The 13,284-nt window shown below is 54.9% G+C and carries 15 protein-coding genes and 2 pseudogenes; 8 read left to right on the forward strand and 9 right to left on the reverse strand.

Features of this window, described 5'->3' with window-relative positions:
• Nucleotides 1–292 precede the first annotated feature (292 nt).
• Nucleotides 293–1,057, reverse strand: coding sequence for a hypothetical protein (locus EA473_RS03845; protein ID WP_124194347.1), 765 nt, complete (start codon nt 1,055–1,057; stop codon nt 293–295).
• A gap of 282 nt (nt 1,058–1,339) precedes the next feature.
• Here EA473_RS03845 and EA473_RS03850 point away from each other — a divergent pair, with 282 nt between their 5' ends.
• Nucleotides 1,340–1,633, forward strand: coding sequence for a DUF7692 domain-containing protein (locus tag EA473_RS03850; protein ID WP_124194348.1), 294 nt, complete (start codon nt 1,340–1,342; stop codon nt 1,631–1,633).
• A 574-nt stretch (nt 1,634–2,207) separates the two neighbouring features.
• Here EA473_RS03850 and EA473_RS03855 read toward each other — a convergent pair.
• The 8 genes from EA473_RS03855 to EA473_RS03885 all read right to left on the reverse strand — a co-directional run bounded on the left by EA473_RS03855 (nt 2,208) and on the right by EA473_RS03885 (nt 8,197).
• The gene (locus EA473_RS03855; RefSeq protein WP_124194349.1) at nt 2,208–2,591 is read right to left on the reverse strand and encodes a hypothetical protein; all 384 of its coding nucleotides are present in this window, start codon (nt 2,589–2,591) and stop codon (nt 2,208–2,210) included.
• A 166-nt stretch (nt 2,592–2,757) separates the two neighbouring features.
• Complete coding sequence (locus EA473_RS03860; protein WP_124194350.1) at nt 2,758–3,939, reverse strand: hypothetical protein; 1,182 nt, start codon at nt 3,937–3,939, stop codon at nt 2,758–2,760.
• The gene (locus EA473_RS03865) at nt 3,932–4,732 is read right to left on the reverse strand and encodes a hypothetical protein (RefSeq protein ID WP_124194351.1); all 801 of its coding nucleotides are present in this window, start codon (nt 4,730–4,732) and stop codon (nt 3,932–3,934) included. The genes EA473_RS03860 and EA473_RS03865 overlap by 8 nt, the downstream gene beginning before the upstream one ends.
• On the reverse strand, nt 4,729–5,505 hold the full coding sequence (locus tag EA473_RS03870) for a hypothetical protein (RefSeq protein WP_207890137.1): 777 nt from the start codon (nt 5,503–5,505) through the stop codon (nt 4,729–4,731). The genes EA473_RS03865 and EA473_RS03870 overlap by 4 nt, the downstream gene beginning before the upstream one ends.
• A gap of 41 nt (nt 5,506–5,546) precedes the next feature.
• A complete protein-coding gene (locus EA473_RS03875) occupies nt 5,547–7,181 on the reverse strand; it encodes a hypothetical protein (RefSeq protein WP_124194353.1) in 1,635 nt (544 codons plus the stop codon).
• A 121-nt stretch (nt 7,182–7,302) separates the two neighbouring features.
• The gene (locus EA473_RS23000) at nt 7,303–7,428 is read right to left on the reverse strand and encodes a hypothetical protein (protein WP_279387621.1); all 126 of its coding nucleotides are present in this window, start codon (nt 7,426–7,428) and stop codon (nt 7,303–7,305) included.
• 13 nt (nt 7,429–7,441) lie between these two features.
• Nucleotides 7,442–7,879 carry a hypothetical protein gene (locus EA473_RS03880; protein ID WP_124194354.1) on the reverse strand — a complete coding sequence of 146 codons (438 nt, stop codon included), beginning with the start codon at nt 7,877–7,879 and terminating at the stop codon, nt 7,442–7,444.
• A 60-nt stretch (nt 7,880–7,939) separates the two neighbouring features.
• Nucleotides 7,940–8,197 (reverse strand): winged-helix domain-containing protein, encoded by a 258-nt coding sequence (locus EA473_RS03885; RefSeq protein ID WP_124194355.1) that lies wholly within the window; start codon nt 8,195–8,197, stop codon nt 7,940–7,942.
• 560 nt (nt 8,198–8,757) lie between these two features.
• Here EA473_RS03885 and EA473_RS22140 point away from each other — a divergent pair.
• From EA473_RS22140 to EA473_RS03920, 7 genes and pseudogenes are all read left to right on the forward strand, one after another.
• Nucleotides 8,758–8,925: a hypothetical protein gene (locus EA473_RS22140; protein ID WP_165875195.1), complete on the forward strand. Its 168-nt coding sequence runs from the start codon at nt 8,758–8,760 to the stop codon at nt 8,923–8,925.
• On the forward strand, nt 8,922–9,962 hold the full coding sequence (locus EA473_RS03890) for a tyrosine-type recombinase/integrase (protein ID WP_124194356.1): 1,041 nt from the start codon (nt 8,922–8,924) through the stop codon (nt 9,960–9,962). The genes EA473_RS22140 and EA473_RS03890 overlap by 4 nt, the downstream gene beginning before the upstream one ends.
• A gap of 560 nt (nt 9,963–10,522) precedes the next feature.
• A complete protein-coding gene (locus EA473_RS03895) occupies nt 10,523–10,828 on the forward strand; it encodes a HalOD1 output domain-containing protein (RefSeq protein ID WP_165875196.1) in 306 nt (101 codons plus the stop codon).
• Between the two features lie 464 nt (nt 10,829–11,292).
• The gene (locus EA473_RS03905) at nt 11,293–11,553 is read left to right on the forward strand and encodes an antitoxin VapB family protein (protein WP_124194357.1); all 261 of its coding nucleotides are present in this window, start codon (nt 11,293–11,295) and stop codon (nt 11,551–11,553) included.
• Nucleotides 11,550–11,942 carry a type II toxin-antitoxin system VapC family toxin gene (locus EA473_RS03910; protein WP_124194358.1) on the forward strand — a complete coding sequence of 131 codons (393 nt, stop codon included), beginning with the start codon at nt 11,550–11,552 and terminating at the stop codon, nt 11,940–11,942. The genes EA473_RS03905 and EA473_RS03910 overlap by 4 nt, the downstream gene beginning before the upstream one ends.
• 147 nt (nt 11,943–12,089) lie before the next feature.
• Nucleotides 12,090–12,411: pseudogene (locus EA473_RS23185) on the forward strand (hypothetical protein).
• A pseudogene (locus EA473_RS03920) lies at nt 12,408–12,900 on the forward strand (type II toxin-antitoxin system PemK/MazF family toxin). The pseudogenes EA473_RS23185 and EA473_RS03920 overlap by 4 nt, the downstream one beginning before the upstream one ends.
• Nucleotides 12,901–13,284: the final 384 nt, after the last annotated feature.

Genomic DNA, 13,284 nt, shown 5'->3' on the forward strand with positions numbered 1-13,284 from the left:
CGGTCGCGGTGCGTGCGGCCGGGGCCGATCCTCGCTATCGCTACGGTCGGCCCCGGCCGCACCCATCCCGGAATTCGACCCACGGGGTCGGATTCCGGGTTAGGGGGTGTGGCTAAGGCCAATGTTACAAACCAACCGCCTGCCTCCGCACAAGCTCAGGCAGCGAACGAAAATTCGCTAACCTTCGCAGAGTAGCCAAGACGAAAACGCTAAACAATACACCATTCTGATCCCCAGTTGAACTACATGAGTTAAAATAGAACTATATTCATATTAGATATGAAGTTTGATACTAGGAGTAGGCTGCTTGAAGAATATTGTTTCTAACCTTTTCCACCATTTCCATTTCGGTTTTAAGCTTTTGTAGGTCATCTTCTATGCCATCGTAGAGGACTATGTCTGAATAAATTGTACCTTTCAACTCATCAATACCGTCCAAAGCGCGCGGGTCAATTTCATGTCCTTCAGAAGCTTCTATGATTTCTTCATGGGTTCCAAGGATGATATTGTCAGTAGTAGTTTCAATATCATCTTGGAATCCTGGTTCAAAGGATTCGGCAATACCTATATATTCTTCATCGATCTCGTCTAGCTTTTTATAAATTCTAGCAGCCCGATATATACCCTCATTCATTCCCCATCTGTAATTTGTATCAAACTTTTCGCTCGTCGATTCTAGTCCAACCCTAACTCCATACCAAGAATTTTCTCCTTTATATTTTCTAAGGACTTGTTGCGCACTCTCTACTCTTTCATCGGAATTTCCAACATCAATATTCAGCTTTGCAGGTTCTTCTGTGAAGAAGGTATACGCAACCATCTCTCTAGAGAGCATGCTTAAATTGGAGTTTAGATCTACATTTGAGGTCGGTTCATTTAGCGTATTATATATCCATTCCATTCGACTATGCAAATTATTCAACTCTTTTGCCAATTCCTCTAGCATTTCTTTCCTTTCTTCATCTGCTTTCCTGGACTTATACATGTATCCTCCAAAAGTAGCACCAATTATACCAACTAGAAACGCAAGCACAGTCAATATCGTGACAATAGGCATGACTGAGAGTGTGAATTGAAAGCACAAATAATTTTATTTAGCCATAATTTTCTTCTTTACCACTGTAATACTTTGCTATCACCCCCAGGGGTTGCACGTTCGAAGAATCGATTTCCCGAATATGAACACGAGCGCGAGTCGGCCGTGTTCATATTCGGCTGGTTTCCACCGTGATGGACCGGGTGTCCGCCCCGATCGGGCCACCTTCCGCTCCGGTCTTTATAACTGACCACTGACTGAGTGACCGGAAAAATCTAGGATTTGTGGCTCGTGTTCACGAGCATGGTCCGAAACCAGACGCCTGGATCGGTTCGAATCCGAACCGACGAAGGCAACGAATGGCGATACGACGCCATCGAGAAGGCCGCGACGTTCTACGATTGCAACCGATCGAACGCCGTTGCGTTCGCTTGCGAAGACGTCGACAAGCTCGTCAGAGCAGCCCGCCACGTCCTCGAGCGGGACGACCTGACTCGAGAGCAGCGCCGGGAGATCGCCGAAACGCTCTCGACTCGAGCAGTTACCTTTGAGGTAGAAACGGCGGTTTCAGTTACGAAAAAAGGAGATGAAGCATAGCTTAGCTTTGTTCTGTACCTGATTCAGAAATCATCCAGAGTCAATTCCTCGCTCTCATCTGGTCTCAGGCCAGATACGGATTTAATGAACTGTTCTGCGTTCTCGGCTGAGAGGGTGTTGGTGAATGTGACTGGATATTCCAGCTTGCTGCGATTAAACAATGCGAATTGGTGAAGCTGGCTCTGATTACAGTAGACGCAAAGTGTGACTTGATCCTGGTTTGTCCGAGCAGGATCATCTGGACCAACACTGGTAACGCCAATTGAATCATAATCAGTGCCCGTGAGATAGTTGTCGACACGAGACGAAACAGGATGTGTGTTTTCGAATTCTAATGCGACGCAGTACTTGCCATTTATCTCGCTTTGCCGGATTTGCTTACAAAGTTCAATAAGATACGACTCAGTTGTTCGGAATCTTAGTTCAAACCCTTCCTGAGTAGATGTTGTCAAATCAAGTTTTACAGAGTGTGGTTCTGAACCCTTACGCATTGTTCTAAGAACAAATGAAAGGATTCAATATAATATTTGTCACGTGTGACTCGACGCTCTTATCTTGACGGGTAGAACTCTTGCTAAAAGATATCTGATATCGCTATCTTCGCTTGCTTAGTCTCACGATGTTTCCCGCCACCGTGCCAGCGAAGCAGCGGCAGGTTCTCGGCCTTGCACATCTGGTCTTTCAGAATCGTACAGCCAGACCTCCCGTGAGGCCGATAAACGACGAAACAGTACCAGCCGTCGGCCCGCAGGAGACGATCATGATAGGCCCGATAGACTTTGAAGTTCCCCGGCTGGCCGTCGCTGTGCTCGAGCATGGTGCTCTTAATCTCAACCGGCGTTCCGTTTTGGAATCGAGCGTCGTGCCACGACGATCGCTCGAGTTCGAACCGCCGCTTCTTGGCCATCCGCTTTTCGCAGATCGTCCCGAAATGGTTGGCTCGCTTCGAGCGATTCACGCAGACCACGCGCTACGCGCGCCGATATATATCAACTCCTCTGGCTGGTTCGACGAGCGCCCATCGGTCGCTCGGCTTCCGAAGGAAGCGAGCGATGGGCATGGGCGGATGGGCTGTAGACTAACGGGGGGTGTGTAACCGTAACCAGCTAACCACCCCGTCGCAGTCATCCGATTACCTCTTCGACCTTGCCAAGCGTTTCAGTGTGCAGACCGTCGTTCCGGTATTCGTTCCACCGAGAATTGACCCATCCGTGGCTGTACGGTACAAATTTCGCGGTTTCACGATCCGTCATGCCTTCCTCTTTGCACCGGATCACGGTCCAGATCGCCGTCATCTTCGCCGCTTCGTCGGCCTCGAGATCGTCGGTTTCGTCCCCGTAAGCCGACCACGACCAGTCCGACGCCTCTTTCGTGTTGTACCGGAAGTCTGTCGGCGGAACGCCTTCGACCTGTCCGTGAATGTCGGCGAGTTCGGCGTTCCGAATCGAGTCAGCGATGACGGCTTTCTTCTTGCTCACCTTCTTGACGATCGTGCCGACGCGCCACAGCATCGGATGGATAGACCGCTCGCCGTGAGCGATGTAGATGAGTGCCCCGCCGTACTTGCGGATCTTGTAGACGAGCGGAGCCATCTTCTGCCGGGTTTCGTAGCCCTGCTTGCCGGTTCCGCTGGCTGCACTCGAGAACTCGTCGCCGATGAAGAGCTTCGGCCGCTGGCTGTGCTCGAGGGGATCGCCGTCCTGTTCGACCCACTCCATGAGGGTGCCGTAGTCGGGAATCCAGCCGTCTTGAACGTCGCCGTCGTCGTCTACCCAGCGGTCTTTCTCTTCGAGACTCTGGATATTCGTCCCGAGTAGCGACTGCCCTGAGTGTAGTGCTCGCCATCGTTGGGCGAGCAGACAGGCAAAATCGGTCTTTCCGGCCCCCATCTCGCCGAGTACGACCACGACCGGAGCCGGACCGTTAATCAGTTCGTCTACCTTCCCGATCGCTTTCAGTCCGCTCACGTCCGCCCGCTGTGACGAGTCACCGACCATGTGCTTGATTGTGGGAATATCGCCGTTCTCGAGCGCGTTACGGAAGGTTTCAGTTCCTTCGACCAGCCGGATTTGGCGGTGCTTCTCGAGGTCTTTCGCCTGGCCGGGCATCTTGTCCGGCCGGTCGGACTCGAGGGGATCGTAGTGAATCGATCGGATGGACATCGCCCGCGAGACGTGTTCGTCCCGAACGATCCCGCCGTGATCGTGAATCTCGCGGTTCTCCCGGTCGCTGTACCCTTCTTGGTGCTCGCGCGCCTGTGCAGTCGTGAATAGTGCTTGCTGGTCGGCTGTAGAATCTTCACTCATTGTGTCCTCCGTCGGTCGCCGCGGCCTGCTGGCCGCTGTCCATCGTGATCGGTTCCATCGGCTCGGTCGGATCGAAGTCGTGTTCGTAGTCGCCGACGTCTTTGATTTCGTCGCTGGACCACTCGTCGGCGTCGTCTTCGGCTGCCTCGAATCGATCCTTCACGCTGGTTTTCTTCGTCATCAAGCCCCGTTCGTCGGCCTCGGCCTGGGCGTTGATCGAATCCCGTTCGATCTCGACGCCCATTTTCGAGATTCGCCCACGGAGCCGATTGTAGGCGATCGCCGTTCGAATGAGGTCGCCGTGAACGTCCTCGAGCATGGCCTTGACAGTGGTGAGTTTGCTGTCGGCGAGTCGGCTGAAGAAACAGCCAGTGACGACGAGCGTTTCGGTGTCTTCGTGCCAGTCGAACTCGCGGACTTCGAACGCTTCGTTATCGTTGCAGCGGTACGGAGACGGCCCCTCGACGGTCTTTTCGTCCCACACACCGGGTTCGACGTAGTACTTCTCTCGCTCGTCGGTGACGCCGTTGATGTGGTAGACTTCGACCATCCGTCTATTTCGGAGCCAGCGCGCGCCGGTGACGAACAGGGCGAGCAGCGGCGGCCCCAGGAGCAAGAGCGCGGCCAGCCAGCCGTAGGCGATCGGGGGAATGCCGGGAATTGACGGACGAATCCAGACTAACGCCGCACCGAGCGAGACGAGCAACCCGAGGACGACGAGCTGGCCCTCGGCAGCGATGTACGTCAGCCGGTCCGACCAGGAGCCGAACGTTCCGCTGAGACCGTCACTCACGCTTGGACCACCCCGCTTTCCTCGCCACGAACGACGATGACAGCGCCGAGAGCGGCCAGTCCGGTGGTCATCACGACTCCAGAGAACAGCCCGCTCGTACCGCCGAAGTGGCGGAATGGGTCTTGCTCGCCTTGCGTACCGGTACTGATGTACGGCCCGCGCTGTTCTTCCATCGAGAGCGGTGTCGCGAACGACAGCGCCACACCGTCGTTCTCACCGGCGAAGGTGTTCACGTAGACCGTGTTATTCCCCTCGTCGACGTCTTCGACCATCGTTCGATACTCGCCGCTACCTTCCTCCCAGTCGGCGCTCTCGGCCATCGTGACCGTCGTCGACTCGAGAGCGAAGATGTGGACGACGAACTGGCCGTCGGTGAACTCCCAGTCGGTGATGTAGGTTTCCGAATCGATTTCCCGAACGTACTCGGGAATCCGGTCGTCTGGATCGGGAGCGGCCGCTAACCACGCCTCGAGTTCTTCGCGTTCATCGTCGGTGAGTTCGTCGCGCTGTTCGTCGGTCGCCCAATTGTCGACCGATTCGACCTGCTGGTACGACGCATTCTTGGCGTCGGTGCGCTCGAGAATCGAGTGTAGGTTGCTCGAGTCACTGGCGTCCGATTCGCTCTCGTTGTCTTCGTCGTGTTCCTCCTGGTCGTCCTCGAGCAGGCCGCGGATCTGGTCAACTACACCGGCGTCGGTTTCGTTCGTCTCGGTGCCATCGTCGGCGATCGCGGTTGCCGCGCCCATACTGCCCATGCCCATCGCGAGCGCCACGGCTACGACTATCGAAACAAGAAAAATCCGTTTCATACGAATCAGGTCCACGGAAGGATGTCAGTCACGAACCCGACGACGAGGAACACAACTCCGACGACGATGACCAGTCCGACCATCACACCGCTGTACTCGCCGAGTGCGTCCTCGATGTCGCCGACGCCCGGAAGCGTTACCCCGTCGCCACCGTCGTCGCGGTCTTCGAGTTCGTCGTGTAGCTCCTGAATTTCGTCGATGAGTTCGACGTACTCACTCGAGTTGTAGGTGTCGTAGGACGGCCGATCCCAGGTGACGTTTTGGACGGGATCACCGGCCGAGTCGTACAGCGCGTCGATGGTGAACTCACCGTGTTCGAAGTAGACCGACTCGTTCTCGGTCACCATCATCAGGGTGCCGTCGAGATCGTCCGTGTGGTAGGATTCGTTCACTTCGAATCCGCCCTCAGGAACGTCGCCAGCGAACAACAGCCCGTTGTACGTCTCTGAGACGTGACTCGAGTAGTTCGCTTCGCGGGTTTCAGCCGATTCGTTCCACTCGTACTCGATGTCGGTGTAGCCGTCGTAGGAGACGACCATCGTACTATCGAACTCAGTGTGTTCGAGGCCGAGAACCGACGAAAGGGCGATCTGGAAGCGCTCTTCGGTAACGTCCGAATCACCAGACATGTAGCGGACGGTTCCTTCAGCGCCACGGACGTCTTCGGGATCGATTTCGCCTTCATCAAGTGCGGTGTAGAGGTCGTCGACGAACTGTTCGTCGTAGTTCTCGACGGCGACCTGTGCCTGATCGTGGAGTTCGTCGAGTTTGTCATCGGGATCGGACAAGTCGTACATAACCCGACTCTCGAGATTATATTCGGGTTGATTCAGCGTGACTGTCTTGCCGTTCCATTCGACACTATTGGAGGTGTGGACGATTTCGAACGAAGGCGAGTCGTAGTTCCCCCCAAGTTCGGGTGTCCACGTAATATCATCACTGTACGAGTTGTCACGTTCGTCGATATAGCCGTACATCACGGGCATCTCGTACTCGTGGACGGTCCCGTTGCGCAGGTCATATGTTGCATTCCCCGATTCGTGTGTGTAATAGAACTCCTTGAGTGTCCCGTCGTAATACCCAAGCGAGCCTGCGGGATGGACCATATCACCGTTTACATCGTCTGTTTCGCGGGATTGGTTTTGCTGGTAGGCGAGTTCATGCTGGTGAGCAGACGCCTCTTCGATCACCTGGATCTGCAACTGACTATAGTAGTCGTTGATCGCCTCTTTCGCAGCAATATCGGCCTCGTCGACGTCGTCGCCCTCTTCCCACGAGGTCGCGATCGCATCACGCGCCTCGAGCGAGGCGATCGTCGGCGTGTCCTCCATGTAGTTGCCGAGCAGGACTTCCGTCGACTCCCACGACTCGCCGGTCTGGCGAGCGTTCAACCAGATGTCCGCCTCGATTTTGTCGGTACTCTGGGAGTCGTCGATGTCATCGAGATCGGCGACCCCGCAGGCGTAGCCGTAGACGAACCGCGCCGAGGAGTCACAGACTTCCTGTACGGTGTCGTCGGTGAGGCTCCCGTCGTCTGCGGCGGTCGGTGTCATCGCCGCTGGTGCGACGAGCGAGCCGACCATCAGGACGACGAGTAACACCGTCCCGAGACGGTGGGCTGTGGGCAGGATGGGCCGCACTCAGATCACCCCCGCCGCACCCGCGAGAACCAGTGAAACGTAGCCAGCGCAGCCGCCAGCCGTCGCAATGCCGAGCGCTGCGAACAGGTCGTACGTCGCTCGCGAGAGACTGTCGGGCACTTCAGACCACCCCCGTCGCCATCAGCGCGGTCAGGCCGATCGAGACGGCCGAGCCGGTGACGATGTATCCCGTCATCACGGAACTGTACCACTCGACGCTCTTGCCGTGGAATAGTGGTGTTTGCATGATTCGATCCCCCTTACTTGTACGCGAGAATCCAGAAGCCGGCCCCGTTGAGCATCACCATGAAAACGCCGAAGTACCACAGTTCGGCGATCGTCTCCGACACGGCGGGAACGAGAGCGATCAGGATGTTCAGAATGAACATCAGCAACACGATGACGAACTCCATGTCGGTGAGTTCCTTGCGCGTCACCTGGCCGTTGGTGAGCCAGGCGGTGACGATGACGACCATCGTCACGATGAACGCCCAGGTGATTTCGGTGCCGTGCGCGCTCCAGAGAACGCCATCGAGCGACCAGTTCCAGGGGAGGGTGCCCGTCTCGAGGACGAACAGGCCGGTCATCGAGATCGTGGCGATGACGAAAAGCGGCGCGAGCAGGCTGTCTGTCAGGTCGATTCCATCGTCTCGTCTGAGTCCGTTCGGGACCCACTTCGTTGGTATGCTAAGTGCCATGGGAAGTACCCAGGCATCACCTCTAGGATATGGTAAATAAACCTCAGTATCGAACGGAAATCAGTCCCGCTCGAGGTCTTCCGCGTCTAACTCCCCCTCGAGATACTGTTTGCCGAGATCCGTGATTTCGTAGTACCCCCCTTTCTCTTCGACACATTCGATGAGGTCAGCGTTTTCCAAGTGTTCAAGCCGTCTCTTGATCGTCGAATAAGAAACTTTGACGCCCCGATTTTCAAAGTTAACCTGAATCCCTCGTTTCGAGAAGGCTGCACCTGTTTCACGCAAGAATTCCAAGATAGTATCATCACTATCTGTCATCCATTGGGGGCGGTAACGCACATTTGCGAATACCCGTATCACTGGTATAATATCACCGATAAATCAGACCAGTGAACAAATAGTGGATCACTCTGACCAAATATTTGGTCAAACTTTATTACATAGTATCATCATTATCACCAGAAGGAAGCTATACGCGGACCTGACTGTCGTAGGTCCTGACGAGAAGCGGGCCGGTGGTGATGTCACCGGGTCCGCGGGAAGCTTCCGTAACCAAGGTACAGAAGCATGTTTGCCAACACAGACGCGCGGGATAAAACTCCCGCTCAGTCGAGCCGAATCGTCTCCGCGCAATGGGCTGCGCGAGCACTTGTCACTGTTATCGGAAATATCGGAAACGGTCCCCTCAAGACTAATACCCCCCGGGACAACCGATACGAATCACCGACGGACAGCAACCGCGCACGCCCCCAGTTCCACCAAGCGGCGCGCGCGGTGAGTCCGCGGTCCCAAATCACTGAGACCATGCACGAATGCACGCTTCACAACGGTAAGAGTACCGGATTCTGTAATCAGAGTAATAACTTCGAGGTGGGACGATGAGTTCCAAACCCTCCCGCGTCGGCGCGTGTGACACGCCGTCCTGCACCGGAGACGCCGAGACGATCACCCCGGAAGGGTACGTCTGCGAGACTTGCGCCGCCGAGATCGCCGTCCACTACGAGCAGGCGCGCGAGCGAGATTCGGAAGCTCGAGGTGAACGATGAGCGACCTGCAGCCGATTCCACCGTCCGAAGCGATCGAATTGTATCTCGACTCCATGCAGGACGACTCAGCCGAGTGGACACAAACCTCTCACAAGAGCCACTTGCGGGCGTTCCGGGAGTGGTGTCGGGAACACGGCGGAATCGACAACATGAACGACCTGAACGGCCGGGACCTCTACCAGTTCCGTGTCTGGCGTCGCGAGGGCGGCTACAGTAAGGGACAGAACGCGACGATCGCCCCGAAAACCCTCGATTCGGCGTTGACCACGGTTCGGGCGTTCCTCCGGTTCTGTGCTCAAATCGAAGCCGTTCCCGAGGATCTGTACGAGAAGGCCCCGCTCGTTTCGCTTTCGCCCAGCGAGGAAGTGAGCGACAGCAAAATGGACCCTTCACGCGTTGGTCCGATTCTCGAGTATCTCGACCGGTACGAGTACGCGAGTCGAAGTCACGTGATCTTCCTGCTACTGTGGCATACGGGTGCCCGAATCGGTGGAATCCGTGCTCTTGATCTGCAGGATTGCGACCTCGATGGGCGGAAACCCGGTGTCGACTACGTACACCGGCCGGAGTCGGGTACTCCACTGAAGAACGACGAGAAGGGAGAGCGGTTCAATCGCGTCAGTGAGCGCGTCGCTCAGGCGCTTCAAGATTACATCGAAGGTCCGAGACAGTCTATCACGGAGGACAGCGGCCGGCAGCCACTCGTCACTACTCGGTTCGGACGTGCATCACCGACCTGTATTCGAGATACACTCTACAAGTGGAGCCGCCCCTGTGCCATCGGAATCGACTGTCCCCACGACGAAGACCCTGCGACCTGCGAAGCGGCGACCCACGATGCCGCGAGTAAGTGCCCGTCATCCCGATCGCCTCACGACGTGAGGAAGGCTCGCGTCACGAAGTACAGAAACGACGGCGTTCACCGGGGAATCGTCTCCGATCGCCTCGATGCGTCCGAGCAGGTTCTCGATAAGCACTACGACCGCGCATCAAAGCGTGAAAAGGCTGACCGGCGATGGAGGCAGATTCAAGGATGACGGGAGCCGTTGATACCCCGAAAGTGGCAGCAGGCGTGGGGGTGAAGGCCTGCAGCGCCCATCCTTCTTTCACGTGGGTAGAATCCAAGCGACAGCGCCGGGGTGTTTATACCAAACCGTCGCGGGACCACCAAGAGTTCACGCGTTTTTCACTCGATTGAAACGGGCACGATCGCATCTGGATCAGCCACAAGTTGTGTTATTTATCCATCACACTGTTACTGAGTTGGCTGGGAATAGCCATGGAAACCCCTCGAGAGATCCGTACTGTCCGTCATTCCCGGCGCACCCGCGACCAGGTCGGCGGGGCGACGGGATATATAAAACCCAGACAGAGAGGCAGTCCCCCACGATGTAGCTTCCGTGGGAACTCCAGTCGATATCCCGATCAATTACTGTGGAATGCAGGAGAGAGGTACTAAAAATACTTCTAAACGAGAAATTATGGGATATACCACTCACCACATATCTGACCTATTCTGTCAAACAACACCATCTATCATGCCAGAACCCACGTGATTTGGTAAGGCTTTTATACCAAACTGATGCATATCGAGTCGATGTCAAAGAGTAGCACGCAGATCAAGAAACCTGACTTTGCAACTAACACGACAGTTCTCAACGAGGCTGAATGGCGACGCGACGACGAGAACACGCCGGTGTATGCCGTTGTTACGGCTGTTGCAGAGGTCGAAGATTCTGCTGTCGGCGACTTGCCGCCACTCTACGACGCTATCGACCCGGAAGCATTGAACAAGCTATTTACATCCCGTTGTGAGCCAACTGTCGATCTGGTCGAATTCGAGTACGCCGGCTACTCCATTGCAGTTCGCGGAAGTGGTGACGTAGCGGTCCATCCAGCGTAGTAGGTGCGCTGAGATGCTTCGTTTTTAGAACCGTAGTCACGTCTATAGCAGCAGAAACGGACGAACAGGGAGGCTGTACATCTCCAAAGACGTACGAGAAAAATACGGCGAGAAGTACCACATCGTCACGTACGAGGATAGAATCGAACTCGCTTCGGTTGCGGACGACCCCTCGCTGCAGTACGGGCCAGCAGGCGAGTTACGTGATGTGTCCATCGTCGGTATTCGTGCGGACATCGAAGCAGAAGGGAAAGCTGCGGCCCGCGAGAAAGGGATGGTGAATGGCGTCGCAATATCTCCGTCACGTGTTACCGACTCCTGCGCTGCTCAACTTTGTTCAGGTCTATGACTCACGTTACCACGTTTCGTATCTGTTATCGCTTTTTGCTACGTTGGTCACTGTGCCCAAGCGATTTTGCTTCGCGCTAGTGCTTTTAAGTGTACATGTAGTACTGTGTACTACAATGGCGACGAAAACGATTTCACTCGACGAAGAAGCCTACGAGCGGCTGAAGGCTCGGAAGAAAGAGGGGGAAAGCTTCAGCGAAACCGTCAAACGTCTCGCAGGAGAACGGTCGTGGAACGAAGTCGCAGGTATCCTTTCTGAAGGAGAGGCCAGAGACCTCGAAAGCGCTATCGAGGAGGGGCGCACTCGCTCCAAAGGACGGAGTAACCGCCTCACAGCGGAGCTAGACGAAGCTGTTGGCAACGAGAAGCCGGAATGATTCAGGATACATCGTTCATCATCGACCTGTTACGTGGAGATGAAAACGCGAAACGACTTCTCGACATCGTTGAAAAGGAATCACGACCACAGAAGGTATCCTCTGTAACGGTGCTCGAACTCTACGAAGGTGTCGTCCGTTCACACGTACCAGAAACAAAACGAGAGCGTATCCTCGACGTGCTGGAAACGAAGCACGTTGTCAGTGCCGACCAGCCCGTAATGCGTAAAGCCGGAAAACTCTCCGGTGAACTAATAATCGGTGGCGAACGGATCGAACGGGAGGATTGTATTATCGCGGCCACTGCCCTTCTGACCGACGAGCCAATCGTCACGAGAAACACGAACCATTTCAACCGTATCGCCGATCTCGAAGTACGGTCGTACTAGTGAAATAATTCGGTAGGGTTGCTGCTATCGATTTTCACGCTGCTTAACTTTGTTTAACTCGTTGAAGTCCATGGTACGAGTCACAGAAAATGTCTGTCGTGGGTATCAGTGGCCAAAACTCATTCAGCAGTAGGTCAAGTCGGTAACATGACGAAAGTAGATGCTCGGGACCCACGACTAACGAGATCGATGACCGAGGTCGAATCTATCTCGGAACGGAGTACGCGAACAAGCGTGTAACCGTCGCTGTCGTCGAAGTAGAATCTGATCGCCCCGACGAAGATGAATTGGCTGCCGCGTACCGCGAGGCTTCTGATACGGTTTACTGTAAATCATTACCGGCGCACCCGCGACCCGGCCGACGGGTGCGCCGGTAAATAGTTCCAGTAATCCGTATGAGAGTGCGGAAGAACTTGCGGACGAGTGGGTCGAACCATCGGACGAGGCGTGGAACGAGCTGGATAAATGAGCGAGGACTCGGAAATTCGTCGCGGCGACGGTGTTATCGTTCGGCTCGATCCTGCGGAAGGGCACGAGATCTCGAAGTGCCACAGCCACTTCGATGAGTCGTCGGAAGACCTCTGGTCTTCCGAGGTGAAGAAAACTCGTCCTGCGGTAGTCGTCCAGAACGATGTTGGGAATAAAAATGCTACAGTAACAACTGAAACGATGTACACACCGATCGCCGATCCGTCTGGCGATCGGGTGTGCAATGACGTTCAGTGGCTACTACAGTATGACTATCGTTGCACCTGCGACGGGGATATATCGGGGCTATCCGTTCGGGGTTCTCGTTGAAGCAGCGGAGTCGCCGTTCGAGAAAGATTCCTCGATTCGCCTCGATCAAATTCGTGTCGTCTCCATCGACAAACGGATTCACTCGGTGCTTGGAAATCTCGACAGAGAGTCGATGGAGGCAGTGGACGAAGCGTTGAAACTGAGTCTCGGACTGGACTGACGCATCTGCTGTGATCAGTATAGGCGAAGGACTTACTGGAGTTCTTCTTCGGTTAATCGACGGTGATACTCAGATTTCATTACGTGTAGGGTGAGAAGCACCGGAAAGAGAAGAAGTGGCCATAACCACGGAACCAGTAGGATAAGTAGGGTGAACTGTACAGCAAAGAGCATCAGTAAAATATCGCCCTGCCTCTCTGAATCTATAGGCATTGTATTATTATTTTTCAAGATTTACGATACATGTTCCGGTTCTAAGTGATCAATTCGCACGTGTAGTGTCCGCTGGTTCTGGTGATCGGTCTACTGCTCAATCCGTTCAACACGAACCAACTGAACAGCAACCGGAAGATTGCTAATCGCTTATTGAGCGTTACGGACGATT

The sequence above is a fragment of the Natrarchaeobius chitinivorans genome (assembly GCF_003841505.1).
Classification (GTDB): Archaea; Halobacteriota; Halobacteria; order Halobacteriales; family Natrialbaceae; genus Natrarchaeobius; species Natrarchaeobius chitinivorans.